This window comes from Paraburkholderia sp., from assembly GCF_050742655.1.
Classification (GTDB): domain Bacteria; phylum Pseudomonadota; class Gammaproteobacteria; order Burkholderiales; family Burkholderiaceae; genus Paraburkholderia.
Genome location: NZ_JBOIGG010000025.1, coordinates 14,781 through 39,254, shown reverse-complemented (window position 1 = coordinate 39,254; position 24,474 = coordinate 14,781). Strand labels below are relative to the sequence as shown.

General features: G+C 65.4%; 22 protein-coding genes. 7 read left to right on the top strand and 15 right to left on the bottom strand.

What is annotated here, in order from left to right:
* Positions 1-6 precede the first annotated feature (6 nt).
* The 6 genes from ACREXZ_RS27275 to yacG all read left to right on the top strand — a co-directional run bounded on the left by ACREXZ_RS27275 (position 7) and on the right by yacG (position 5,303).
* Positions 7-1,293, top strand: a complete 1,287-nt coding sequence (locus tag ACREXZ_RS27275) for a GspE/PulE family protein (protein WP_431767253.1) — start codon at positions 7-9, stop codon at positions 1,291-1,293.
* Complete coding sequence (locus ACREXZ_RS27270; RefSeq protein WP_431767252.1) at positions 1,290-2,528, top strand: type II secretion system F family protein; 1,239 nt, start codon at positions 1,290-1,292, stop codon at positions 2,526-2,528. Before ACREXZ_RS27275 ends, ACREXZ_RS27270 begins: the two co-directional genes overlap by 4 nt.
* A gap of 28 nt (positions 2,529-2,556) precedes the next feature.
* Positions 2,557-3,486, top strand: coding sequence for a prepilin peptidase (locus ACREXZ_RS27265; RefSeq protein ID WP_431767251.1), 930 nt, complete (start codon positions 2,557-2,559; stop codon positions 3,484-3,486).
* Positions 3,487-3,488: 2 nt separating this feature from the next.
* Positions 3,489-4,097, top strand: a complete 609-nt coding sequence (gene coaE / locus ACREXZ_RS27260; protein ID WP_431767250.1) for a dephospho-CoA kinase — start codon at positions 3,489-3,491, stop codon at positions 4,095-4,097.
* 167 nt (positions 4,098-4,264) lie between these two features.
* Positions 4,265-5,020: a cell division protein ZapD gene (zapD, locus tag ACREXZ_RS27255; protein WP_431767249.1), complete on the top strand. Its 756-nt coding sequence runs from the start codon at positions 4,265-4,267 to the stop codon at positions 5,018-5,020.
* 88 nt (positions 5,021-5,108) lie between these two features.
* Complete coding sequence (yacG, locus tag ACREXZ_RS27250; protein ID WP_431767248.1) at positions 5,109-5,303, top strand: DNA gyrase inhibitor YacG; 195 nt, start codon at positions 5,109-5,111, stop codon at positions 5,301-5,303.
* Positions 5,304-5,328: 25 nt separating this feature from the next.
* Here the strand turns inward: yacG and ACREXZ_RS27245 are convergent, their stop codons facing one another.
* From ACREXZ_RS27245 to secA, 4 genes are all read right to left on the bottom strand, one after another.
* Entirely contained in the window at positions 5,329-5,745 is a 417-nt protein-coding gene (locus ACREXZ_RS27245; protein ID WP_431767247.1) for an NUDIX domain-containing protein, read from the bottom strand.
* Complete coding sequence (locus tag ACREXZ_RS27240; RefSeq protein WP_431767246.1) at positions 5,742-6,611, bottom strand: ATP-binding protein; 870 nt, start codon at positions 6,609-6,611, stop codon at positions 5,742-5,744. Before ACREXZ_RS27240 ends, ACREXZ_RS27245 begins: the two co-directional genes overlap by 4 nt.
* A 17-nt stretch (positions 6,612-6,628) precedes the next feature.
* Positions 6,629-7,870: a bifunctional glutamate N-acetyltransferase/amino-acid acetyltransferase ArgJ gene (gene argJ / locus ACREXZ_RS27235; protein ID WP_431767245.1), complete on the bottom strand. Its 1,242-nt coding sequence runs from the start codon at positions 7,868-7,870 to the stop codon at positions 6,629-6,631.
* 164 nt (positions 7,871-8,034) lie between these two features.
* A complete protein-coding gene (secA, locus tag ACREXZ_RS27230; RefSeq protein ID WP_431767244.1) occupies positions 8,035-10,839 on the bottom strand; it encodes a preprotein translocase subunit SecA in 2,805 nt (934 codons plus the stop codon).
* A gap of 301 nt (positions 10,840-11,140) precedes the next feature.
* Between secA and ACREXZ_RS27225 the strand changes: the two genes are divergently transcribed.
* Positions 11,141-11,617 (top strand): DciA family protein, encoded by a 477-nt coding sequence (locus tag ACREXZ_RS27225; RefSeq protein WP_431767243.1) that lies wholly within the window; start codon positions 11,141-11,143, stop codon positions 11,615-11,617.
* Positions 11,618-11,670: 53 nt separating this feature from the next.
* On the opposite strand, the gene lpxC is transcribed toward ACREXZ_RS27225, so the two are convergent.
* From lpxC to mraY, 11 genes are all read right to left on the bottom strand, one after another.
* Positions 11,671-12,588, bottom strand: coding sequence for a UDP-3-O-acyl-N-acetylglucosamine deacetylase (gene lpxC, locus ACREXZ_RS27220; protein ID WP_431767242.1), 918 nt, complete (start codon positions 12,586-12,588; stop codon positions 11,671-11,673).
* A 265-nt stretch (positions 12,589-12,853) separates the two neighbouring features.
* Positions 12,854-13,357 carry a peroxiredoxin gene (locus ACREXZ_RS27215; RefSeq protein ID WP_431767241.1) on the bottom strand — a complete coding sequence of 168 codons (504 nt, stop codon included), beginning with the start codon at positions 13,355-13,357 and terminating at the stop codon, positions 12,854-12,856.
* A 239-nt stretch (positions 13,358-13,596) separates the two neighbouring features.
* Positions 13,597-14,790, bottom strand: coding sequence for a cell division protein FtsZ (gene ftsZ, locus ACREXZ_RS27210; RefSeq protein WP_431767240.1), 1,194 nt, complete (start codon positions 14,788-14,790; stop codon positions 13,597-13,599).
* 118 nt (positions 14,791-14,908) lie between these two features.
* The gene (ftsA, locus tag ACREXZ_RS27205) at positions 14,909-16,141 is read right to left on the bottom strand and encodes a cell division protein FtsA (RefSeq protein WP_431767239.1); all 1,233 of its coding nucleotides are present in this window, start codon (positions 16,139-16,141) and stop codon (positions 14,909-14,911) included.
* Between the two features lie 132 nt (positions 16,142-16,273).
* The gene (locus ACREXZ_RS27200) at positions 16,274-17,026 is read right to left on the bottom strand and encodes a cell division protein FtsQ/DivIB (RefSeq protein WP_431767238.1); all 753 of its coding nucleotides are present in this window, start codon (positions 17,024-17,026) and stop codon (positions 16,274-16,276) included.
* 10 nt (positions 17,027-17,036) lie between these two features.
* Positions 17,037-17,978 (bottom strand): D-alanine--D-alanine ligase, encoded by a 942-nt coding sequence (locus ACREXZ_RS27195; RefSeq protein ID WP_431767237.1) that lies wholly within the window; start codon positions 17,976-17,978, stop codon positions 17,037-17,039.
* A complete protein-coding gene (murC, locus tag ACREXZ_RS27190) occupies positions 17,975-19,381 on the bottom strand; it encodes a UDP-N-acetylmuramate--L-alanine ligase (RefSeq protein WP_431767236.1) in 1,407 nt (468 codons plus the stop codon). Before murC ends, ACREXZ_RS27195 begins: the two co-directional genes overlap by 4 nt.
* Positions 19,378-20,493 carry an undecaprenyldiphospho-muramoylpentapeptide beta-N-acetylglucosaminyltransferase gene (gene murG, locus ACREXZ_RS27185; protein WP_431767235.1) on the bottom strand — a complete coding sequence of 372 codons (1,116 nt, stop codon included), beginning with the start codon at positions 20,491-20,493 and terminating at the stop codon, positions 19,378-19,380. Before murG ends, murC begins: the two co-directional genes overlap by 4 nt.
* The gene (gene ftsW, locus ACREXZ_RS27180) at positions 20,490-21,758 is read right to left on the bottom strand and encodes a putative lipid II flippase FtsW (protein ID WP_431767234.1); all 1,269 of its coding nucleotides are present in this window, start codon (positions 21,756-21,758) and stop codon (positions 20,490-20,492) included. Before ftsW ends, murG begins: the two co-directional genes overlap by 4 nt.
* The gene (gene murD / locus ACREXZ_RS27175) at positions 21,755-23,269 is read right to left on the bottom strand and encodes a UDP-N-acetylmuramoyl-L-alanine--D-glutamate ligase (RefSeq protein ID WP_431767233.1); all 1,515 of its coding nucleotides are present in this window, start codon (positions 23,267-23,269) and stop codon (positions 21,755-21,757) included. The genes ftsW and murD overlap by 4 nt, the downstream gene beginning before the upstream one ends.
* A 26-nt stretch (positions 23,270-23,295) precedes the next feature.
* Positions 23,296-24,465, bottom strand: coding sequence for a phospho-N-acetylmuramoyl-pentapeptide-transferase (gene mraY, locus ACREXZ_RS27170; RefSeq protein ID WP_431767232.1), 1,170 nt, complete (start codon positions 24,463-24,465; stop codon positions 23,296-23,298).
* Positions 24,466-24,474 lie beyond the last annotated feature (9 nt).

The window sequence follows — 24,474 nt, the reverse complement described above, 5'->3', positions numbered from 1 at the left end:
TCTTCGATGTCCTCGCTTTCTCGCGGCACGCCGCAATCCGCTGCCGGCTCGTCCGACAGCGGCACGCCGACCTCACCAAATCGCCTCCCGTTCCCAGGCGCGACAGCTACCGCCGACGACACCGATAGCGCGCCCGCCGTCCGCCTGCTGACCGACACGCTGCATGAAGCGACGCAACGCGACGCATCCGACATCCACGTCGAACCAGCGGAACGCGGCTGGCGAATCAGGCTGCGAATCGACGGCGTGCTGCACGAAATCGCGCGGCCGCCCGCGCATCTGCGCGATGCGTTCGTGAGCCGCGTGAAGGTGCTCGCGAGGATGGACATCGCCGAGCGGCGCGTGCCGCAGGACGGCCGGCTCCGGCTCGCCGTCGCGAAAGGCGTCTTCGAGGATTACCGCGTCAACTCGCTACCAACGTTGTTCGGCGAAAAGCTCGTGCTACGCCGGCTCGAGGCGTTGCCTGCCCAACTCACACTCGACGCGCTCGGGCTCGACGCGCAACAGCGCGACACGGTCGACGCCGCGATCCGCGCACCGCATGGCCTCGTGCTCGTCACGGGTCCGACCGGCAGCGGTAAGACGCTATCGCTGTACTGCTTCCTGCAGATGCTGAACGCCGAGTCGCGCAACCTGTGCTCGGTCGAAGATCCGGCTGAAATCCAGCTGGCCGGCATCAATCAGGTCGGCGTGCGCGAGAAAGCCGGCTTGACGTTCGCGGTCGCGCTGCGTGCGTTCCTGCGTCAGGACCCGGACGTCATCATGGTCGGCGAGATTCGCGACGAAGAAACCGCCGACGTCGCCGTCAAGGCGGCGCAAACCGGCCATCTCGTGCTCTCCACGTTGCACACCAATGATGCCCCTGCGGCCGTCGCGCGGCTGATCGACATCGGCGTCGAGCCCTACAATCTCGCCGCCGCATTGCGGCTCGTTACGGCGCAACGTCTCGTGCGGCGGCTCTGTCCATCGTGCCGCATGCCCGCACCGGAATCGCCCGCGGCATTGCGCGCCGCCGGCTTCGACGCGACCGATCTCGACGGCTGGCATCCGTATGCCGCAGTCGGCTGCGCGGGGTGTCACGGCATCGGCTACCGCGGACGCGTCGGCATCCATCAGGTCATGCCCGTGACGGAATCGATGCGCGCACTGATCGTCACGCGCGCGGACAGCACGGCAATCTCGGCGCACGCGCAACGCGAACGGGTCGGTACGTTGCGCGATGCGGCACTCGCTCGCGTGCGCGACGGCACCACCAGCCTCGCCGAAGCACTGAGCGCGACGGAGACCCGATGAACCACGCCGCAATCGAAGCAGATCGCGCGGAGACACACGGATCGCACGAATGGCGCTTCGTCTGGCACGCGTTCGCCCCCGATGGCGCGCCACGACGTGGTGCGATCGTCGCGCCCGACGCCGCAGCAGCCCGGACCGCGCTACGACGTGACGGCCTCTTCGCAGTCGAGTTCACCGGGCGCCGCCAGGCACGGAAACCACGGACGCGTGCCGCAGACGTCACGCTGTTCACACGCCAGCTCGCGAACCTGCTGCGAGCCGGTCTGCCGCTTGCACCCGCACTCGACCTGCTCGGCCAGGCCCCAGGCCCGCGCGGGATGCCGCGCATCGTCGCCGCACTCGCACGCGACATCACGGCCGGCCGCGATTTCTCGTCGGCATTGCAACGGCATCCGGCGCAATTCGGCGCGTTGTACTGTCAGTTGGTCGCCGTCGGCGAAACGGCGGGCGCGTTGCCGTCGATTCTCGCGCGCATCGCCGACGACCGCGAACGCGCCGCCGCGCAGCGCGCGAAAGTACGTGCCGCGCTCACCTATCCGGCGGCGATCCTGTTGCTCGCCATGGCGATCACCGCGGCTCTTCTGATCTGGGTCGTCCCGACGTTCGCGCAAATCTTCGACAGCTTCGGCGCGAAGCTGCCCGTGCCCACGCAGATCGTGCTCGCGCTGTCCTCTGCGGCCGCGCGCTGGAGCGGGCCGGTCGCTGCTGCGATCTGCGCGGGCAGCGTCGTCGTCGGCCGGTTGTTGCGGCGCTCGGCGACTGCACGCATCCGGGTCGCGCGGCTGTCGCTGCGCATGCCGCTGTTCGGTCCGTTGCTGCGTACGTTGTGCGCCGCTCGCTGGGCGCGTGCGCTCGGCACACTGTTGTCGGCCGGCACGCCACTCGCCGATGCATTCGATTCGCTCACCCACGCCACCGGCAACGCATACTTCGACCACGCGAGCGCCGGTATCGCGTCCCGGCTGCGACGCGGCGAGCGGCTCGCCGCTGCAATGCGCGCGGCGGGCTGCTTCCCGCAGGAGGTGGTCCAACCGGTCGCGGTAGCGGAGGAATCGGGTGCGCTCGACACAATGCTACTCGACGTCGCCGCGCTCGGCGACCGGCAGGTCGACGAGAAGATCGGCGTGCTCGCGAGCCTGTGCGAACCGCTCGTGATCGCCATCCTCGGAGCGCTGGTCGGCGGCCTCGTAGTCGCGATGTATCTTCCCATCATCCAACTCGGCAACGTGGTGTAGCATCGCAGCCGAATCCACCGTTTCCCCTATGCCGGCGCACTCTCCGTTCGTGACCGAATCCCCGTTCAGCGGCCCGCCCGGCCGCTTCCCCGCCGACGTCGGCATGACGTTCAGCCTGCTGCCGCCCGGCGTCCAGATCGCATTCGCGATCGTGCTCGGGCTCGTCATCGGGAGCTTTCTGAGCGTGGTCGTCCATCGCCTGCCGATCATGCTGGAACGCGCGTGGCGCGACGAGGTTGGCGACGCCACCGGCGAGCAGCCCACCGACGACGGCCTCCCGCCCCGCTACAACCTGTGGCTGCCGCGCAGCGCATGCACGCAGTGCGGCCACACGCTGCGCGCGTGGGAAAACATCCCGGTACTGAGTTACGTCCTGCTGCGCGGGCGCTGCTCCGCGTGCGGCATGCGCGTGAGCTTCCGCTATCCGCTGCTCGAGCTTGCGAGCGCGGCCTGCGCGGTTGGGGCGCTGGTATCGTTCGGTCCTACACTGATGGCGATCGCGGCCTTCGGGCTGTGCGCGACGCTGCTCGCCACCAGTGCGATCGACATCGACACGCATCTGCTGCCCGACTCGATCACGCTGCCGCTGTTGTGGGCCGGGCTGATCGTCAATTTCAACGGACTTTTCACGAACCTGCACGACGCGGTGCTCGGCGCGATCGCCGGCTATCTCACTCTATGGTGCGTGCACTGGATCTTCCGGCTGGTGCGGGGCATCGAAGGCATGGGCTACGGCGACTTCAAGCTGCTCGCTGCGCTGGGTGCGTGGCTCGGCTGGGCCGCGTTGCCGCAGATCGTGCTGATCGCGGCGGTGGCCGGCGCAGTTATCGGGCTCGCGGCAACATGGCGCGGCCGCATGCGCTTCGAGGAGCCACTGCCGTTCGGCCCGTTTCTCGCAGCCGGCGGCGCGGTGACGCTGTTCGTCGGCACGCCGCTCTATCTCGCACTCGGAGGTTGACCATGTTCTCGGTGGGACTGACGGGCGGCATCGGTAGCGGCAAATCGACGGTCGCGAATCTGTTCGGCGCGCTCGGCGTCACGATCGTCGATACGGACGTGATCGCACATCGGATCACCGCGCCGCTCGGCGCCGCGATGCCGCTCATCGCGCAGACGTTCGGACCGTCGTACGTCGCGGCCGACGGCTCGCTCGACCGGGTGCGGATGCGCACGCTGATTTTCAGCGACGACGCCGCGCGTCTGCGGCTCGAAGCGATCACGCACCCGCTGATCCGCTCGGAAACCGACCGCGAGCGGCGCGACGCGAGCGGCCCGTATGTGATCGTCGTCGTGCCGCTGCTCGTCGAATCGGGTAGCTGGAAGACGCGGGTGGACCGCGTGCTGGTCGTCGATTGCAGCGTCGACACGCAGATCGGGCGCGTCATGCGCCGCAACGGATTCACACGCGACCAGGTGCTGGCCATCGTCGCCCGCCAGGCGACGCGCGAACAGCGCCTCGCGGCAGCGGACGACACAATCGTCAACGACGAAGACGCGTCGCTCGACACGCTGCGTGCCGACGTCGACGCGCTGCATCACCGCTATCTGTCTCGCGCCACGCAAAACTAGGCGATACCGCACGTCTTGCGACGCTTTTGCGGGAACTCGGATGGTGCAATCGCAGACAGAACACACAGTGTGAAGACACGCAAAAAGTGTGTGATTGCGGGGGTAGTCTCACGGCATTAGAATGTCCCGCACGATCCTGTCACCGACCACGCCCGAGGCGAGCCCGCTTGATTCTTTACGAGTATCCGTTCAACGAGCGAATCCGGACGCTGCTGCGCCTCGAAGACCTGTTCGAGCGCTTCACGTTCTTCCTGACCCAGGAAGACGCCAGGGAACACCACGTCGCGCTGATCACGCTGTTCGAAATCGCCGAAGTCGCGGGTCGCGCCGACCTCAAATCGGATCTCATGAAAGAACTGGAACGGCAGCGCCAGACGCTCGCGCCGTTCCGCGGCAATCCGGGCATCGAGCAGAATGCGCTCGAGGCCGTGCTGGGAGAAATCGAGCAGACGCTGACGGGCCTGTCGCAGATGCAGGGCAAGACTGGCCAGCATCTTGCAGACAACGAATGGCTCGCGAGCATCCGCAGCCGCGCGATCATCCCGGGCGGCACCTGCAAGTTCGATCTGCCGTCGTACTACGCGTGGCAACAGACCCAGCCCGACCAGCGGCGCCATGACATCGCAAAATGGGTGATGCCGTTGCTGCCGTTACGCGATGCCGCGACGATCGTGCTGCGCCTCGCGCGCGAATCGGGTCAGGCGTCGAAAGTGATGGCGATGCAAGGCAGCTACCAGCAGATGCTGTCGGGCCGCTCGTATCAATTGATGCAGGTGCGCGTCGCGCCGGAGCTGCGGGTGATCCCGGAAGCGAGCGCGAACAAGTACATGCTGTGGGTGCGCTTCACCGTGCAGGACGGCGACCTGCGGCCGCGCGCGGTGGATGTCGACGTGCCGTTCCAGCTGACGCTGTGCAGTCTGTAGCGCGGCGCGAGTCATTGCACCTTTAAAGTCGGGCAGAACGCCCGCACCTACGTTATCCGTTCAGTTTCAATCTGCGTTGTCCGACCGTATGCCTACCATCGTCAAATGCCCCACTTGCGCAAAGGACGTCCGCTGGACCCCTGAGAACCGCTTCCGCCCGTTCTGTTCCGAGCGCTGCAAGCAGATCGACCTCGGCGCCTGGGCCGCCGAAAAATTCCGGATCGGCGGCGCCGACGAGGAGCTGCCGTCGGACGATACGCCGGGCGGCGACCGCCCGCACTAACCGCACCAGGCGCCGACCCGCCAGTTCATTCCGCCGCGAGCCACTCCAGTACCGGAATCGTCGCGGGCAGCAGCGGCTCGACATCTGCGGGCAGCGTCTGCCAGACGAACGCCTGGCCCTCGCGCCCGTGCGGCTCCCCATCCCACTCGGTGACCTTGCAGAAGTACAGCCGCACGTACGCGTGCGGGTAGTCATGCTCGAGCGTGTGCCAGCGATGGCTCGCCTTCACGTCGATGCCAAGCTCCTCGTGCAACTCGCGCGCGAGCGCCGCTTCGACCGTTTCGCCCGGTTCGAGCTTGCCGCCCGGAAACTCCCAGTAGCCCTCGTACGGCTTGCCGGCCGGCCGCTGGGCGAGCAGGTAGCGGCCATCGGGCTTCACCAGTACGCCAACCGCCACTTCGGTAACGGGCCGCGCGACGGATTGCTCAGTACCGGCCGTCATACGGCGGCCCGGCGGCCGGACCAGTCGCGTGCGAACTGCCACGCGACGCGCCCCGACCGCGATCCGCGTTCGAGCGCCCACACCAGTGCGTCGCCGCGCGCCGCCTCGACGCCCACGTCGTCGCAGCCGAAATGGCGCAGCCAGTGCCCGACGATCGACAGGTAGTCGTCCTGCTTGAACGGATAGAAGCTCACCCACAACCCGAAGCGCTCGGACAGCGAGATCTTTTCCTCGATCACCTCGCCGGGATGGATCTCGCCGTCCGACGTGTGCTTGTACGTCTCGTTGTCCCTCATGTACTCGGGCAACAGATGACGGCGGTTCGACGTCGCGTAGATCAGCACGTTGTCCGATTGCGCGGCAATCGAGCCGTCGAGCGCGACCTTCAAGGCCTTGTAGCCCGACTCGCCGTCCTCGAACGACAGATCGTCGCAGAACACGACGAAGCGCTCGGGACGCGCGGAGATCAGGTCGACGATATCGCCGAGGTCATGCAGATCGTCCTTGTCGACTTCGATCAGACGCAGGCCTTCGCTCGCATACGCGTTCAGGCACGCCTTGATCAGCGACGACTTGCCGGTGCCGCGCGCGCCTGTCAGCAGCACGTTGTTCGCGGGCAGATTGCGGACGAACTGGCGCGTGTTCTGTTCGATCAGCGCTTTTTGCCGGTCGATGTTCCGCAGGTCATCGAGCGTGATCGCCGAAATGGTCGGCACGGGCTGCAGATAGCCGCGCCCCTGGCGCGTGCGCCAGCGAAACGCGACGGCCGCGTTCCAGTCGATATCGGGTGCCGCGGGCGGAAGCACCGCCTCCAGACGACCGAGCAACGCCTCGGCGCGGGTCAAAAATTGTTCGAGCTTATCCATGGGAGAAGAAATGCGGATCAGGAGCGGTAGTCGGCATTGATGCTCACGTATTCGTGCGACAGATCGCAAGTCCAGATCGTGGCTTGCGCATCGCCTCGTCCGAGCAGCACGCGAATCGCGATCTCGCTTTTCTTCATCACGCGCTGCCCGTCTTCTTCGCGGTAGTCCGGATTACGGCCGCCCGCTTTTGCAACCAGTACGTCGTCGAGGTATAGATCGATCTTGCCGACGTCGAGATCGGTCACCCCCGCATAGCCGATCGCGGCCAGGATACGGCCGAGATTCGGATCGGACGCATAAAACGCTGTTTTCACGAGCGGCGAATGGCCGATCGCGTAGGCAATCTGCCGGCATTCGGCGACGCTGCTGCCGCCTTCCACCTGCACGGTCATGAATTTCGTCGCGCCTTCGCCGTCGCGCACGATCAGTTGCGCGAGCGTCTGCGCAACCTCGGTCACCGCGTCGCGCAGTGCGGCGTACGCGGGCGCGTCCGTCGACGTGATCGCCGGCAGCGTCGATTTCCCCGACGCGATCAGGATGAACGAGTCGTTCGTCGACGTATCGCCGTCGATCGTGATGCAGTTGAACGAGCGATCCGCCACGTGCTTGACGAGCGCGTCGAGCACCGGCTGCGCGACCGCGGCGTCGAACGCGAGGAAGCCGAGCATCGTCGCCATGTTCGGCTTGATCATCCCGGCGCCCTTGCTGATGCCGGTGAACGTGACCGTGTGGCCGTCGATCGTCACCTGACGCGACACCGCTTTCGGCAGCGTGTCGGTGGTCATGATCGCCTGCGCGGCGTCGTACCAGTGCGCGGCCCGGCGGTTCTCGAGTGCGGCGGGCAAGCCGGCCTTCAGGCGATCCACCGGCAGCGGTTCGAGAATCACGCCGGTCGAGAACGGCAGCACCTGTTGCGGTGCGACGCCCAGGAGTTCCGCGAGCGCATCGCAGGTTTCGCGCGCGAGGGCAAGACCCGGCTCGCCGGTACCCGCATTCGCGTTCCCCGTGTTCACGACCAGCGCACGAATCGCGGGACCGCCCGCTCGCACGCGCTCGAGATGCTCGCGGCACACGATGACCGGCGCCGCACAGAAGCGGTTCGACGTGAACACGCCCGCGACCGTCGCGCCTTCGTCGACGGAAATGACGAGCACGTCCTTGCGGTTCGGCTTGCGGATGTTCGCCTCTGCCCAGCCGAGCGTGACGCCAGCGACGGGATGCAGTTGAGCGGGATCGATCGAGGGGAAATTGACAGCCATGGTCGCGACCTGTCGTAGCGGAAAATGCCGGCAGGAAGCCGGCATGAGGGAATGGAACGATGCGCCGGCGTGACGGCCGGTTCATCGCGAAATCAACGCGCCGTCAACGACGGCCTGTGCAATACCAAAGCGGCGCGCTCATTGCGCGCCGCTTTCGAGATTGATTATGCAATCCTGCCGTGACACTGCTTGTACTTCTTGCCGCTGCCGCACGGGCATGGATCGTTGCGCCCGACCTTCGGCACACTGCCCGCCGGCAGCGGTTCGGCCGCGCCACCGTGGCTCATCGCGTCGCCGATCATCGTCGCGGCCGCATCCATCGCGATCGGCGCGGCAACGGCTGCGCCTGCTTCCGCGAAATCGGCGTGGCGGAACTCCACGTGATCGAGATGGCCGCCTTCTTCTTCGATCTGCTCGGTGGCCTGCTCGAGTTGCTCCGGCGATCCGATCTGCACGTTCATCACGAAACGCGTGACTTCGAGCTTCACCGAATCGAGCATCGCGGCAAACAGTTCGAACGCTTCGCGCTTGTATTCCTGCTTCGGGTTCTTCTGCGCATAGCCGCGCAGGTGGATGCCCTGGCGCAGGTGATCGAGCGCGGCGAGGTGTTCGCGCCAGCTACGGTCGAGCGTCTGCAGCATGATCGAGCGCTCGAACGTGCTGAACGATTCGCGGCCTACCTGCTCGACCTTCGATTCGTACGCTTCGTCGGCGGCGCTGGTCACCGCTTCGAGAATGTCTTCCGCGCTGATCGACTGCGACTCGTTGATCATCTCCTGGATCGCGAGATCGAGCTGCCATTCGTTGCGCAGCACTTCTTCGAGCTCCGGCACGTCCCATTGCTCTTCGATGCTGCCGACCGGCACGAACTGATGAACGATGTCGTTGATCACGCCGTGGCGCATCGCGCCGATCGTTTCGGCGATGTCGTGCGCTTCGAGCAATTCGTTGCGCTGCTGGTAGATCACCTTGCGCTGATCGTTCGACACGTCGTCGTATTCGAGCAGCTGCTTGCGGACGTCGAAATTGCGGGCTTCCACCTTGCGCTGCGCCGATTCGATCGAGCGCGTGACGATGCCCGCTTCGATCGCCTCGCCTTCGGGCATCCGCAGACGGTCCATGATCGAGCGCACGCGGTCGCCGGCGAAAATGCGCAGCAGCGGATCTTCCAGCGACAGGTAGAAGCGCGACGAACCCGGGTCGCCCTGACGGCCTGCGCGACCGCGTAACTGGTTGTCGATCCGGCGCGACTCGTGACGCTCGGTGCCGATGATGTGCAGACCGCCCGCGGTCTTCACCCGGTCGTGCAGCGCCTGCCATTCGTCGTGCAATTGCTGGATGCGGCGCTGCTTTTCATCGGCGGAAAGCGACTCGTCGGCTTCGAGGAACGTGGCCTGCTTCTCGGCGTTGCCGCCGAGCACGATGTCGGTACCGCGACCGGCCATGTTGGTCGCAATCGTCACGCGCTGCGGACGGCCCGCTTCCGCGACAATCTCCGCTTCCCGCGCGTGCTGCTTCGCGTTCAGCACTTCGTGCGGCAAGCCAGCCTTGTTCAGCAGGTTCGACAGCAGCTCGGAGTTCTCGATCGACGTCGTACCGACCAGCACCGGCTGGCCGCGTTCGAAGCACTCGTGGATGTCGCGGATCACCGCGTCGTAGCGTTCCTTCGCGGTCTTGTAGATCTGATCCTGCTTGTCGTTCCGCTTCGGCGGACGGTTGGTCGGGATCACGACCGTTTCAAGACCGTAGATCTCGTTGAATTCGTACGCTTCGGTATCGGCCGTGCCGGTCATGCCGGACAGCTTCGCGTACATGCGGAAGTAGTTCTGGAACGTGATCGATGCGAGCGTCTGGTTCTCGCTCTGGATCTTCACATGCTCCTTCGCCTCGACCGCCTGATGCAGACCGTCCGACCAGCGGCGGCCGGACATCAGCCGGCCGGTGAATTCGTCGACGATCACGACTTCGCTGTTCTGCACGACGTAGTGCTGATCGATGTAGAACAGCGTGTGTGCGCGCAGTGCGGCGTACACGTGGTGCATCAGCGTGATGTTCTGCGGCGCGTAGAGGCTTTCGCCGTCACCGATCAGCCCCCACTCGGCGAGCAGCCGCTCGGCTTTCTCGTGACCCGATTCGGTGAGGAACACCTGACGCGCTTTCTCGTCGAGCGTGTAGTCGCCCGGCTTCTCGACGCCGGTACCGTCGGCTTTTTCTTCACCGATCTGCCGTTCGAGCAGCGGCGGCAGTGCGTTCATCCGGACGTACAGTTCCGTGTGATCTTCGGCCTGGCCGGAGATGATCAGCGGCGTGCGCGCTTCGTCGATCAGGATCGAATCCACTTCGTCGACGATCGCGAAATTCAGTGCGCGCTGTACCCGTGCGTCGGTCTCGTAGACCATGTTGTCGCGCAGGTAGTCGAAGCCGAATTCGTTGTTGGTCCCGTAGGTGATGTCCGCGGCGTAGGCTTCCTGCTTCATGCCGTGGTCCATCTGCGACAGGTTGATGCCGACCGACAGCCCGAGGAAGTTGTACAGCCGACCCATCCATTCGGCGTCGCGCTGCGCGAGGTAGTCGTTGACCGTCACGACGTGCACGCCGCGGCCCGACAGTGCGTTCAGATAGGCGGCGAGCGTGGCGACGAGCGTCTTGCCTTCGCCTGTGCGCATTTCTGCGATCTTGCCGTAGTGCAGCACCATCCCGCCGATCAGCTGGACGTCGAAGTGGCGCATTTTCAGCACGCGTTTGCTCGCTTCGCGGCAGACCGCGAATGCTTCGGGCATCAGCTTGTCGAGCGATTCGCCGCTCGCGACGCGCTGGCGGAATTCACCCGTTTTGGCGCGCAACTGATCGTCCGTCAACTGCTCGATCTGCGGCTCGAGCGCATTGATCGCCAAGACGGTCTTTTGATACTGCTTGACGAGCCGCTGGTTGCGGCTGCCAAAAATCTTCTGGAGAAAACCGGTGGTCATCGGATCGGTGTCTGCGTCGCGGCTTCGGCGAGGCGTCAGGCGCGGTGTTCGCGCGCTGCGCGCCCGGTGTCGGTGGGGCCCCGGCGACTTAGTCCAAGAGTGAATTCGAATCGGGGATTTTAGCACGCGCCCCCGCCAGCGCCTGTGTCATGGAAAAGACCGCGCAACGCCGCCCGCTGGGCACGCCGGCGGGCTCCGCCGGCGCAAAAAAGGCGGTCGTCGTGGTCAACGTCCAACCGGACACAAGGTACAATTTACGGACCGCCGCGCTCGACGCGCAAGCGTGCCCTCACCTTCGCACATGAGCCGTTTCACATCTTTTTCAAGACCATTCAATCCCCGCCGGCCGCAGCCGGTGTCGGAGTTGCTCGGCCGCACCGATGAGTTCGCAGCGCTGCGCGCGGGCGTCGAGCAGATTGCCGCGCTCGAGCGCGATCTGAAAACGATGCTGCCCGATTACCTCGCGACGAGCGTCGAACCGGGGTTCATCAAGGACGGCGTGCTTGCGCTCTTCGCCGCGCATAACGCGCTCGCCGCGCGGCTGCGGCATCTCGAGCCGCGGCTGCTTGCCGATCTGCAACAGCGCGGCTGGGCGGTGAACGCATTGAAGATCCGGGTGCGTCCGCAATCGGTCAAGGAGCCCACGCCACTAAAGCAGGCACGGATGACGGAGGTCGGTGCGGCTGCGCTGCAGGCGCTCAGCGAATCGCTGGAGGCGTCGCCATTGCAGGAGGCGCTTGCCAGAATGGCGAAGCGGCATCTGAGAAAGCAGGGTTAAATGAAAAAGGGCCGGAAATTTTTCCGGCCCTTTTTCATTCGTTCAGCAAAAACTCACGCAAACGCAGTTTGCGCGTCGTATCCAAAGCCGCGGGGCGCTTGCTGCAGGTCGTCGAACGTGACGACTTCGTACGCATCTTCGTGTGCGAGCAGTTCGCGCAGCAGCGCGTTGTTCAGCCCGTGGCCCGACTTGTACGCCTCGTACGACGCCAGCAGCGGATGGCCGACGACATACAGATCACCGATCGCGTCGAGCATCTTGTGCTTCACGAACTCGTCGTCGTAGCGCAGCCCGTCGTTGTTCAGGATGCGGTATTCGTCGAGTGCGATGGCGTTGTCCATACTGGCGCCACGAGCAAGACCCAGTTCGCGCAGCGTTTCCACTTCATGCGCATATCCGAACGTGCGGGCCCGGGCGATCTCACGCACGTAGGAGGTATGCGCAAAGTCCACTTCCAGCGCCTGCCCGGTTTTATCGACCGCCGGGTGACGGAAATCGATCGTGAACTTCAACTTGAAACCGAAAAACGGCTCCAGGCGGGCGAACTTGTCGCCTTCGCGGATTTCGACTGGTTTCTTGACCTTGATGAACTTCTTCGCCGCGTTCTGTTCCTCGACGCCAACCGACTGAATCAGGAACACAAACGTTGCGGCGCTGCCGTCCATGATCGGAATTTCTTCCGCGGTCACATCGACATAGAGGTTATCGATGCCGAGACCCGCGCAGGCCGACATCAAATGCTCGATGGTCGAAACACGCACGCCATCCTTCTGAAGCACGGAGGCGAGACGTGTGTCACCGATCGCCGTCGTGGCCGCAGGAATTTCTACAGGAGTCGGCAAGTCCACTCGCGTGAACACGATACCGGTGTCAGGACCGGCCGGGCGGAGCGTCAACTCGACCTTGCGGCCCGAGTGCACGCCAATGCCGACCGTCTTCACGATCGATTTGATAGTCCGCTGCTTCAACATGATGATCTTTTACTCGATTGAAAATCCCAATCGGGACTTTTTATTCAATAGCCGAGATTATACTCCATTCGTTCAAATCCCGTTTTACACGGAACGTATCAATCTGTTTCGCGGAGTTACCCCATGGCCTCCGGGAAGAAAGCGTGGCGGGCCGATGTCCGGAACGGAGGCGTTTCCGGTCATCGGCCCGCGTAACGGCCTGTCACAACGACGTCATTTTCGCCGTTGCCCTCGAGCAACGCAGGGCTGGCGGACGCCGCTGCGTCTAGCTCAACGTCGCAAGAATACTCTGCGCATCGCTGACTTCGAACTTGCCGGGTGCCTCGACGCGCAGCGTCTTGACCACGCCGTCGTCGACCACCATCGCGTAGCGCAGGGAACGGATCCCCATGCCGCGCGCCGACAAGTCCTGCTCCAGACCAAGCGCCCGCGTGAAAACCGCACTGCCGTCCGCCATCATGCGCACCTTGCCCGAGGTGTGCTGATCGCGTCCCCACGCGCCCATGACGAAAGCGTCGTTAACGGACACGCACCAGATCTCGTCGATGCCGGCAGCGCGCAACTGCCCGGCGTGTTCGACGTAACCTGGCACGTGCTTCGCCGAACAGGTCGGCGTGAACGCGCCCGGCAATCCGAAGATCACCACGCGTTTTCCCGCCGTCTGCCCGTGTACGTCGAAGCTGTTCGGTCCGATCGTGCAGCCCGCGCGGTCGTCTTCGACAAACTCGAAGAGCGTCGCGTCGGGCAGCTTGTCGCCAGTCTGAATCATGCTCAGTCCTTCACATCGATGCACAGCCAGTCCGCACGCAGTCGTGACGCAAATGATGCGATGGTTCGCTTTCCAGCGACACGTGCCCGATCCGCTTCGAAAAACCGAAGAGGGCACCTGTCCTTACCGCGCTCCAGAGAAACGCGGTCTGTCAGCGGCTCCATCCGTCACGCCCGTGCATTCGCGAACGGCGCTGCAATCATGCAGCCGCGCCGCGGCGAAAGCCTGGCCCGTGCGCGTCAGTCCGCCTGCTTGCGCAGGAACGCCGGGATATCGTATGTGTCGACGCCCTTTTCCTGCAACGCCTGCACATGCGATGCCGCTGTATCGCGCGACGTGCGCCACACAGCCGGCGTATCCAGCGCGCCGTAGTCCGCCGTACCCGCGTGCTGCGGCGTGTACGCGTGCTGCATCGCACCGATCGGCTGGTTGTCCGTGCCGGTGCGCAGCAGCGTCATCGGTGCGGACTGCTGCTTCTTCGCTGCGCGGCCGAGGCCGGTTGCAACGACCGTCACGCGCAGCGCGTCGCCCATCGCGTCGTCGTACACCGCACCGAAGATCACCGTCGCATCTTCCGCAGCATAGCTCTTGATGGTGTTCATCACTTCGCGCGTTTCCGACAGACGCAGCGAACGGCTCGACGTGATGTTCACCAGCACGCCGCGCGCGCCCGACAGATCGACACCTTCCAGCAGCGGGCTCGCCACGGCCTGTTCCGCCGCGAGGCGTGCGCGATCGACGCCGGCGACCGTCGCCGTGCCCATCATCGCCTTGCCCTGCTCGCCCATCACCGTCTTCACGTCCTCGAAGTCGACGTTCACCAGACCGTCGACGTTGATGATTTCGGCGATGCCAGCAACTGCGTTGTTCAGAACGTCGTCTGCGCACTGGAAGCACTTGTCCATCTCGGCGTCGTCGCCCATCACCTCGAACAGCTTGTCGTTCAGAACGACGATCAGCGAGTCGACGTGATCCTCCAGTTGCTGCGAGCCTGCTTCGGCGACGCGCATCCGCTTGCCGCCTTCGAATTCGAACGGCTTGCTAACTACGCCGACCGTCAGAATCCCCATCTCCTTCGCGATCTGCGCGACCACCGGTGCCGCGCCCGTACCCGTGCCGCCACCCATGCCTGCGGTGATGAACACCATATGCGCGCCGAGGAGTGCGTCCGCGATGCGCTCGCGCGCTTCTTCCGCGGCCGAACGGCCCATTTCCGGCTTCGCACCCGCGCCCAGACCCGTGTTGCCGAGCTGGATCACCGCGGTCGCGCGCGAACGCGACAGCGCCTGCGCGTCCGTGTTCATCACGATGAAGTCGACGCCCTGTACACCCTTGTTGATCATGTGCTGAACGGCATTGCCGCCAGCGCCACCAACGCCCACCACCTTGATGATGGTGCCGTTGGTTTCCGTTTCCAGCATCTGGAATTCCATGTTGCCTCCGTCAAGAAAAAAAGTACCCACACTCGGCCGTTATCCGGCAGGAGATCGGGCAACCTCCTGTCGCGCGCCGGCCGCCGGCACCAGCGCGTATTGATGAATCTGTCCGTGCCTAGAAGTTGCCGAGGAACCAGTCCTTCATCCGCGTGAAGACCTGTCCCATCGACCCCGACTGCACCGCTACCTTGCGACCGCGCATCCGTTGCGCGCGCCCTTCGACGAGCAATCCCATCGCCGTCGAATAACGCGGATTGCGCACGACGTCCGCGAGACCGCCCGCGTATTCCGGCACGCCGATGCGCACCGGCTTCAGGAAAATGTCCTCGCCCAGCTCGACCATGCCCGGCATCATCGCCGCGCCGCCCGTCAGCACGACACCCGAGCTCAGCAGTTCTTCGTAACCCGACTCGCGCACGACCTGCTGCACGAGCGAAAACAGTTCTTCGACGCGCGGCTCGACGACCGCCGCGAGCGCCTGGCGCGACAGCGTGCGCGGACCGCGCTCGCCGAGCCCCGGCACTTCGATCATTTCATCCGGATCGGCGAGCGCCTGCTTCGCGATGCCGTAGCTCACCTTGATGTCTTCCGCGTCCGGCGTCGGCGTGCGCAGCGCCATCGCGATATCGCTCGTGATCTGGTCGCCGGCGATCGGAATCACCGCCGTGTGACGGATCGCGCCTTCGCTGAAAATCGCGATGTCGGTCGTGCCACCACCGATGTCGACCAGCACCACGCCCAGTTCCTTCTCGTCTTCCGTCAGCACCGCCAGCGACGACGCGAGCGGCTGCAGGATCAGGTCATTCACTTCGAGCCCGCAGCGGCGCACGCACTTCACGATGTTCTGCGCCGCGCTGACCGCGCCCGTCACGATGTGCACCTTCACTTCGAGCCGGATGCCGCTCATCCCGATCGGTTCGCGCACGTCTTCCTGGCCGTCGATGATGAATTCCTGCGTCAGGATGTGCAGCACCTGCTGGTCGGTCGGGATGTTGATCGCCTTCGCCGTTTCGATCACGCGCGCGACGTCCGTCTGCGTGACTTCCTTTTCCTTGATCGCGACCATCCCGCTCGAATTGAAGCTGCGGATGTGGCTGCCCGCGATCCCGGTGAAGACGTTCGTGATCTTGCAGTCGGCCATCAGTTCGGCTTCTTCGAGCGCACGCTGAATGGACTGCACCGTGGCCTCGATGTTCACCACGACGCCTTTCTTGAGCCCCTTCGATTCGCTCTGGCCGAGTCCGATCACCTCGTAGTGACCTTCGCCTTTCAGCTCGGCAACGATGGCCACGACCTTCGCGGTCCCGATGTCGAGGGCAACCAGCAGATCTTTGTAGTCTTTACTCATAGGGTGCTCATTGCGTGTGATGTTTCATGAGAAAACGCCGGGCCGCCCCAAGTTTTCCGCCCCGCAGGAAGTCCCCTTGGGGGATCGCCCCCCTCGGGGGGCTGACGCGAAGCGTCAGATTGGGGGCGCCCATTACTTCTTGCCTTTGTCGGGTTCGCTGAGAAAGCGCATGCCTGCCGCACGAATCGCGAAACCGTTCGGATAGCGCAAGTCCGCATACTCGATATCCTTCCCCCACCGTTGCGTCACCGCCGACCACGCCGCCGTCAGCCGGCGCGAGCGATCGAAAAGCGTGTCCTGATTGCGTTCGCGCCCGAGTTCCACCTGCGTGCCGTTCGACAGCTTGACCGTCCATGCATAGCGCGGCGACAGCGTCACTTCGTCGGGCGTCGCGCCGAGCGGCGCGAACCACTTCGTGAAGTCGCGATAGCGAGCCACCACTTCCTTCGCCGTGCCGTCCGGGCCATCGAACGCGGGCAGATCCTCGTCGAGTTCGCCCTGGTTCGCGGTGAACAGGTCGCCGTCCACGCTGACCAGTTGATCGCTGCCCCACGTTCCCAGCGGTTTGTACTCTTCGAGCGTGACAGCCAGCGCGTTCGGCCAGACGCGCCGCACGCTCGCGTGGCGCACCCACGGCATCTGCTCGAACGCCTGCCGCGCGACGTCCAGATCGACGGTGAAGAAATTGCCCTTCAGCCGCCCGACCACACCCGCGCGCACTGTCGGCGCGTTGATGTGCTCGACGTCGCCGTCGATGAGGATCTCGCGCAGCGCGAAATTCGGCCGCTGGATCGCCCAGTACCCGCCGGCCGCCAGCAGCACGAGCGCCAGCAACGCGTGCAGCGCGTTGGCGGCGAAATTCAGCTGGCGAGCGTTGTTCCACATGGCGGTTCGTTCAATCCTTCAGCGTCAGAGACAACACGTTCACGACGAGATCCTGGTAGCTGATGCCGACCGCGCGCGCCGCTTTCGGCGGCAGCGAGTGATCGGTCATGCCCGGGGCCGTGTTCACTTCGAGGAAATACGGATTGCCGTCCGCGTCCAGCATGAAGTCGGCGCGACCCCAGTCGGTGCAGCCGAGCACGTCGAACGCGCGACGGGCCAGGATCTTCAGGCGCGCTTCGGCGTCCGGCGTCACGCCGCACGGAATCAGGTACTGCGTCGTGTCGACGATGTACTTCGCGTCGTAGTCGTAGAACTCACCGGCCGGCACGATGCGGATCAGCGGCAGATCGAGATCGCCCGCGACGCACGCGGTGTACTCGCCGCCGCCTTCGATGCTCTTCTCCGCCAGCACGATGCGGTCGTACTTCGCCGCTTCAGCGAGCGCCGCCGGCAGCGCGTCCGCGCTCTTCACCTTGATCACCGCGACGCTCGAGCCTTCGCTCGCCGGCTTCACGAACAACGGCAGCCCGAGCTTCGCGACGATCGCCGTCGCGCGCGCCGCATAGTCGTCACCGCGCAGCACCGTTTCGAACGGCGGCGTCGGAATGCCGAGCTGCTGCCACACCAGCTTCGTGCGGAACTTGTCGAGCCCAAGCGCCGAACCGAGCACGCCGCTGCCCGTATAGCGGATGCCGTAGAAATCGAGCGCCCCCTGGATCTGACCGTTTTCGCCGTAGCCGCCATGCAGCGCATTGAACGCGCGCACGAAGCCTTCGTCCTTCAGCGCCGCGAGCGGACGCTCGGCAGGATCGAACGGATGCGCGTCGATGCCCGCGCCGCGCAGCCCCTGCAGCACGAGACGGCCCGAGTTGAGCGACACTTCGCGCTCGGCGGACACGCCGCCGAGCAGCACCGCGACCTTGCCGAATTGCTTCGGATCGATACTGCTCATTTCACACCTTCCGTTTGCGCGAGCCGACCCGGCACGCCGCCGATCGATCCCGCTCCCATCGTGATCACCACATCGCCGTCGCGCACCACCGCGGCGAGCGCATCCTGTACTTCATCGACCGTTTCGACGAACACTGGTTCGACCTTGCCGGCGACGCGGAGCGCCCGTGCGAGCGCGCGGCCATCGGCGGCGATGATCGGCGCTTCGCCCGCGGCATAGACCTCGGTCAGCACCAGCGCATCGACCGTCGACAGCACCTTGACGAAATCCTCGAAGCAGTCGCGCGTGCGCGTAAAGCGGTGCGGCTGGAACGCGAGCACGAGGCGCCGGTCGGGAAACGCACCGCGCGCCGCCGCGACTGTCGCAGCCATCTCGACCGGGTGATGACCGTAGTCGTCGACCAGCGTGTACGTGCCACGGGACGTGTCGTCTGCCGCGACCGGCACCTCGCCGTAGCGCTGGAACCGGCGGCCCACGCCGTTGAAATCCGCGAGCGCCCGCTGGATGTCCGCATCCTTCACTTCGAGTTCAGTCGCGATCGCGATCGCCGCGAGCGCGTTCTGCACGTTGTGCGTACCCGGCAGGTTCAGCACGATGTCGATCGCGGCCGCGTCCTCGCGCATCGCGGTGAAATGCATCTTGCCGTCGCGCGCGACGACGTTCACCGCGCGTACCTGCGCATCCGGTGCAAAGCCGTAGCGGATGATCGGCTTCGACACGAACGGCAGGATTTCCTTCACATTCGGATCGTCGACGCACAGCACCGCGATGCCGTAGAACGGCAGCCGGTGCGTGAACTCGATGAACGCCTGCTTGAGCCGCGCGAAGTCATGGCCGTAGGTGTCCATGTGATCGGCGTCGATGTTGGTAATGACCTCGATCACCGGAAAAAGATTCAGGAACGACGCGTCCGATTCGTCCGCTTCCGCGACGATGAAGTCGCCGGTGCCGAGCCGCGCGTTCGCGCCCGCGCTGATCAGCCGGCCGCCGATCACGAAGGTCGGATCGAGCCCGCCCGCGGCAAGCACGCTCGCGACGAGCGACGTCGTCGTGGTCTTGCCGTGCGTGCCGGCGATCGCGATGCCCTGCTTGAGGCGCATCAGTTCCGCGAGCATCACTGCGCGCGGCACGATCGGAATCCGGCGGTGGCGCGCGGCGAGCACTTCGGGGTTGTCACCGCGCACGGCCGTCGACACGACGACCGCGTTCGCGCCTTCGATGTTCGCGGCGTCGTGGCCGATCGCGATCTTCGCGCCGAGCGCGGCGAGGCGGTCGGTCACCGCGTTGCTGGTGAGATCGGAGCCGCTCACGTGATAGCCGAGGTTCACGAGCACCTCGGCGATGCCGCTCATCCCGGCGCCGCCGATCCCGACGAAGTGAATGTGTTTAACGATGTGTTTCATTGCTGTCCTTCCAGGCTCGTGCTCGGAATCGCGCCGGCGACGGTCGCACAGATCGTCGCGACCTGTTCGGTGGCATCCGGTTTCGCGAGCGAGCGCGAACGCTCCGCCATTGCCGCGAGACTGTCGCGGGTCTGGCTGCGCAACCAGGCGGCGAGACTGTCCGCCGTCAGATCGCGCTGCTGTACGACGAGCGCCGCGCCGGGACCGGCGAGGAACGCTGCGTTAGTGGTTTGATGGTCGTCGACTGCGTACGGGAACGGCACGAAGAACGCCGCCACGCCGACCGCCGCGATCTCCGCAACGGTCATTGCGCCCGAGCGGCAGATCACCAGATCGGCGTTCGCGTATGCAGCCGTCATGTCGTCGATGAACGGGACGAGCTGCACGTCGTCGCCGGGCGCAAGGCCCGCGTCCGCGTAGTTCGCCCGCAGCGCATCGATGTGTTTCGCGCCAGCCTGATGCACGACGCGCGGCCGCTCATCAGGCGCAAGCTGCGCGAGCGCGCGCGGCACGACCTCGTTGAGCGCGGCCGCGCCGAGACTGCCGCCGACCACCAGCACGTTCAGCGGACCGCTGCGTGCCGCGTAGCGCGTCTGCGGCGCCGGCGTGTGCGCGAGTTCGTCGCGGATCGGATTGCCGGTCCATTCGGCATGCGGCAGCGCGCCCGGGAACGCGACGAGCACGCGCTTCGCAAGCTTCGCGAGCACTTTGTTCGCGAGTCCGGCGATCGAATTCTGTTCATGCAGCACGAGCGGTCGGCCGGTCAGCGCCGTCATCAGCCCCGCTGGGAACGTGATGTAGCCGCCCATCCCGAGCACGACGTCCGGCTTCACGCGACGCAGCACCGACAGACTCTGCACGCACGCGCGCAGCAGATTGACCGGCAGCATCAGCCGCGTCGTCAGTCCCTTGCCGCGCAGCCCGTCGAAGCGCACGTATTCCATCGCGATGCCGTGCTTCGGCACGAGCGTCGCTTCCATGCCGGCCGGGTTGCCAAGCCATACGACGCGCCAGCCCCACGCCTGCATCCGGTGCGCGACCGCGAGCCCCGGGAAGACGTGTCCCCCAGTGCCGCCGGCCATCACCATCAGCGTGCGCGCGCTTGCGGTCATACCTTGCCTCCGCGCATCAATACCCGGTTTTCGTAATCGACACGCATCAGCACGGCGAGCGCGACGCAGTTCAGCAGAATGCCGGAGCCGCCGTAGCTGACCAGCGGCAGCGTCAGGCCCTTGGTGGGCAGCAGACCGAGATTCACGCCCATGTTGATGAACGTCTGCGCGCCGAACCACAGGCCGATGCCTTTCGCGACGAGACCGGCGAACGTACGGTCGAGCGCAAGCGCCTGACGACCGATCTCGAACGAGCGCCGCACGATCCAGTAGAACAGCAGGATCACGACGAGCACGCCGACGAAACCCAGTTCCTCGCCGATCACCGCGAGGATGAAGTCGGTGTGCGCTTCCGGCAGATAGTTGAGCTTCTCGACGCTGCCGCCGAGCCCGACGCCGAACCATTCGCCGCGACCGAACGCGATCAGCGAGTGAGTCAGCTGATACGCCTTGCCCTGCGCGTAGCGGTCGTCCCACGGATCGAGGTACGCGAAGATCCGCTCGCGCCGCCACGGCGACGCCCAGACCAGCAGACTGAACGTGCCGACCGCGGTCGCGACGAGTCCGCCGAACAGCTTGCCGTTCACGCCGCCCAGAAACAGCACGCCCATCGCGATCGCCGCGATCACCATGAACGCGCCCATGTCCGGCTCGAGCAGCAGCAGCGCACCGACCACACCGACCGCGACCGCCATCGGCATGAAGCCCTTCGCGAAGCTGTGCATGTATTCCTGCTTGCGGACCGTGTAGTTCGCGGCGTAGATCGTCACCGCGAGCTTCATGATCTCCGACGGCTGCATGTTCGTGATGCCAAGCGGAATCCAGCGCCGCGCGCCGTTCACGCCCTTGCCGATGTGCGGGATCAGCACGACCACCAGCACGAGCAGTGCGAGCAGAAAGAGCTTCGGTGCGTACTTGTCCCACGTCGAGATCGGGATCCGGAACACGACGACCGCCGCGACCGCGCCGATCGTCACCGACACGATGTGGCGCACGAGGAACGCGTAGTCGCGGTAGGCCGCGTACTTCGGCGAATCGGGCATCGCGATCGACGCCGAGTACACCATCACCACGCCGAGCCCGAGCAGCGCGATCACCACCCACAGCAGCGAGTGGTCGTAGTCGAGCATCCGCGACCGGAGCGGCCGCACGCCGTTCACAGCACTCGCGAGACCGCCGGTGCGTGCGCGGCCCGCGGCCATTTCACCGCCGGCGGAACCGCGTTGCTTCGCGAGTCGCGAGCCGAAACGTTCGGACCAGTTCATAGCATCGTCCCCCGTTCTGCGGCGATGTATTCCACCGTGCCGCGGAATACCGCTGCACGATGCGCATAGCCCTTGAACATGTCGAAACTCGCGCACGCCGGTGACAGCAGCACGGCGTCGCCTGGTTGTGCGAGCGCGCTCGCGGCCTGCGTCGCGGCCTCGAGCGTCGGGTGATCGGCGAGCGGAATGCCGGTGTCCGCGAGCGCCGTGCGAATCAGCGGTGCGTCGCGGCCGATTAGCATCACCGCGCGGCACCAGCGCGTGACCGGTGCGGCGAGCGGTTCGAAATCCTGACCCTTGCCGTCGCCGCCCGCGATCAGCACTGTGCGCTGCGCGAGCCCGTCGAGCGCGGCGACCGTCGCACCGACATTGGTGCCCTTGCTGTCGTCGACGTAGTCGACCCCTTCGATCGACGCGATCAGCTCCACACGATGCGGCTCGCCGTGATACTCGCGCAGGCCGTGCAGCAGCGGAGCGCCGGGCAAGCCGATCGCGCGTGCAAGCGCGAGCGCGGCGAGCGCGTTCGCCGCGTTGTGCAGGCCGCGGATGCGCAGCGCGTCGGCGGGCATCAGGCGCTTCAGGCCGATATCCGCAGGCACGGTCGCTTCGCTCTTGCGGCGGCGGGTCGATTGGGCTTCGTCGGTCGCATCGCGGTCGTGCGCCTCGACGAGCCACAACATCCCGTTGTCGCGCAGCATGCCGTAGTCGCCGGCGCGCACCGGTTCGTTCAGGCCGAACGTCACGGTCCGCGCGGTCCTGTCAGCGGCGGGCGCGAGTGCCATCACGCGTGTGTCGTCGCGGTTCAGCACGCGCACTGTTTGCGGCCCGAAGATGCGGCCCTTCGCGGCCGCGTACGCATCGAGGCCGCCGTGCCAGTCGAGATGATCCTGCGTGATGTTCAGTACCGCGGCCGCGTCCGGCGCGAACGTGTGCGCGGTTTCCAGCTGGAAGCTCGACACTTCGAGCACCCAGATGTCGGGCAGCGCGGTCGCGTCGATCGCTTCGGTGAGCTTGTCGAGCGCAGCCGGACTGATGTTGCCCGCGACCGCGACCTTCTTGCCCGCGCGTTCGCACAACAGGCCGGTGAGGCTCGTCGTCGTGGTCTTGCCGTTGGTGCCGGTGATCGCGATCACCTTCGGCGCGTAGCCGCTTTCGCCGAGCGTCTTCAACGCCTGCGCGAAGAATTCGAGTTCGCCCCACACGGGGATGTCGCGTTCGCTTGCGGCGGCGATCAGCGGCACGAGGTCGGCAGCGAGCGGCGACAGGCCCGGGCTGATCGCGACGAGCTCGACGCCTTCGAGCAGCACCGGCGAAAACGCGCCGCCGACGAAATCGGCATCGATGCCGTGCGCTGCGAGCCCGGACAGGTTCGGCGGCATTTCGCGCGTATCGGCAACGCGCAGCCGGCACCCGTGCCGCGCGCACCAGCGCGCCATCGCGAGACCCGATTCCCCGAGTCCCAGCACGAGCACCATCGGCTTTTGCCGATCCCGAAACTTCTCGCCAAACATCGCTTTCCCTTTGTTCCGTTGCCTGCTTAACGCAGCTTGAGCGTGGACAGACCGAACAGACACAGCATCAACGTGATGATCCAGAAGCGGACCACCACCTGCGTTTCCTTCCATCCCGACAGTTCGAAATGGTGATGCAGCGGCGCCATCTTGAAGATGCGCCGCCCTTCGCCGTAACGCCGCTTCGTGTATTTGAACCACGTGACCTGCAGCATCACGGACAGCGTTTCGGCGACGAAGATCCCGCCCATGATGAACAGCACGATTTCCTGCCGCACGATCACCGCGACCGTGCCGAGCGCGCCGCCGAGCGCAAGTGCGCCGACGTCGCCCATGAACACCTGCGCGGGGTGCGTGTTGAACCAGAGGAACGCGAGCCCGGCTCCCCCCATCGCGGAGCAGAAGATCAGCAGTTCGCCCGCGCCCGGGATGTGCGGAAACAGCAGGTACTTCGAATACACCGAGCTACCCATCACGTACGCGAACACGCCGAGCGACGCGCCGACCAGCACGACCGGCATGATCACGAGGCCGTCGAGGCCATCGGTCAGGTTCACCGCGTTGCTCGCGCCGACGATCACCAGATACGTCAGCACGATGAAGCCCCACACGCCGAGCGGATAGCTGATCGACTTGACGAACGGCAGCATCAGGTCGGCGCGCGCAGGCAGGCCCATCGACAGCCCACTTCTCACCCACGCCATGAACAGGTCGAACACGCGGACGTTATTCGCCTCGGACACGCTGAACGCGAGATACACGGCGGCAAACAGTCCGATCACCGATTGCCAGAAATACTTTTCGCGCGACGACATGCCGCGCGGATCCTTGTAGACGACCTTGCGGTAGTCGTCGACCCAGCCGATCACGCCGAAGCCGAACGTGACGAGCATCACGATCCAGATGAAGCGGTTGGTCAGGTCGCCCCACAGCAGCGTCGAGACCGCGATACCGATCAGGATCAGCACGCCGCCCATCGTCGGCGTGCCGGATTTCACGAGGTGCGTCTGCGGGCCGTCCTTGCGCACCGCCTGGCCGACCTTCATCGCGGCCAGCGTGCGAATAACCCACGGGCCGCAGACGAGCCCGATCAGCAGCGCGGTGATGGTGGCCATCACCGCGCGAAACGTCAGATAACTGAACACGCGCAGGAAGCTTGCGTCATTCTGCAGCCATTGCGCTAGCGCCAGGAGCATGCTTTCGGT

Coding starts and splice junctions, on each gene's coding strand:
- murC (WP_431767236.1), bottom strand. CDS start 19,381: ATGAAACACATCGTTAAACACATTCACTTCGTCGGGATCGGCGGCGCC.
- coaE (WP_431767250.1), top strand. CDS start 3,489: ATGTTCTCGGTGGGACTGACGGGCGGCATCGGTAGCGGCAAATCGACG.
- yacG (WP_431767248.1), top strand. CDS start 5,109: ATGCCTACCATCGTCAAATGCCCCACTTGCGCAAAGGACGTCCGCTGG.
- lpxC (WP_431767242.1), bottom strand. CDS start 12,588: ATGTTGAAGCAGCGGACTATCAAATCGATCGTGAAGACGGTCGGCATT.
- ACREXZ_RS27240 (WP_431767246.1), bottom strand. CDS start 6,611: ATGGATAAGCTCGAACAATTTTTGACCCGCGCCGAGGCGTTGCTCGGT.
- ACREXZ_RS27215 (WP_431767241.1), bottom strand. CDS start 13,357: ATGATTCAGACTGGCGACAAGCTGCCCGACGCGACGCTCTTCGAGTTT.
- ftsA (WP_431767239.1), bottom strand. CDS start 16,141: ATGAGTAAAGACTACAAAGATCTGCTGGTTGCCCTCGACATCGGGACC.
- mraY (WP_431767232.1), bottom strand. CDS start 24,465: ATGCTCCTGGCGCTAGCGCAATGGCTGCAGAATGACGCAAGCTTCCTG.
- argJ (WP_431767245.1), bottom strand. CDS start 7,870: ATGGCTGTCAATTTCCCCTCGATCGATCCCGCTCAACTGCATCCCGTC.
- ACREXZ_RS27275 (WP_431767253.1), top strand. CDS start 7: ATGTCCTCGCTTTCTCGCGGCACGCCGCAATCCGCTGCCGGCTCGTCC.
- ACREXZ_RS27265 (WP_431767251.1), top strand. CDS start 2,557: ATGCCGGCGCACTCTCCGTTCGTGACCGAATCCCCGTTCAGCGGCCCG.
- ACREXZ_RS27245 (WP_431767247.1), bottom strand. CDS start 5,745: ATGACGGCCGGTACTGAGCAATCCGTCGCGCGGCCCGTTACCGAAGTG.
- ftsZ (WP_431767240.1), bottom strand. CDS start 14,790: ATGGAATTCCAGATGCTGGAAACGGAAACCAACGGCACCATCATCAAG.
- ACREXZ_RS27195 (WP_431767237.1), bottom strand. CDS start 17,978: ATGAGCAGTATCGATCCGAAGCAATTCGGCAAGGTCGCGGTGCTGCTC.
- secA (WP_431767244.1), bottom strand. CDS start 10,839: ATGACCACCGGTTTTCTCCAGAAGATTTTTGGCAGCCGCAACCAGCGG.
- ACREXZ_RS27200 (WP_431767238.1), bottom strand. CDS start 17,026: ATGTGGAACAACGCTCGCCAGCTGAATTTCGCCGCCAACGCGCTGCAC.
- murD (WP_431767233.1), bottom strand. CDS start 23,269: ATGTTTGGCGAGAAGTTTCGGGATCGGCAAAAGCCGATGGTGCTCGTG.
- ACREXZ_RS27225 (WP_431767243.1), top strand. CDS start 11,141: ATGAGCCGTTTCACATCTTTTTCAAGACCATTCAATCCCCGCCGGCCG.
- ACREXZ_RS27270 (WP_431767252.1), top strand. CDS start 1,290: ATGAACCACGCCGCAATCGAAGCAGATCGCGCGGAGACACACGGATCG.
- murG (WP_431767235.1), bottom strand. CDS start 20,493: ATGACCGCAAGCGCGCGCACGCTGATGGTGATGGCCGGCGGCACTGGG.
- ftsW (WP_431767234.1), bottom strand. CDS start 21,758: ATGAACTGGTCCGAACGTTTCGGCTCGCGACTCGCGAAGCAACGCGGT.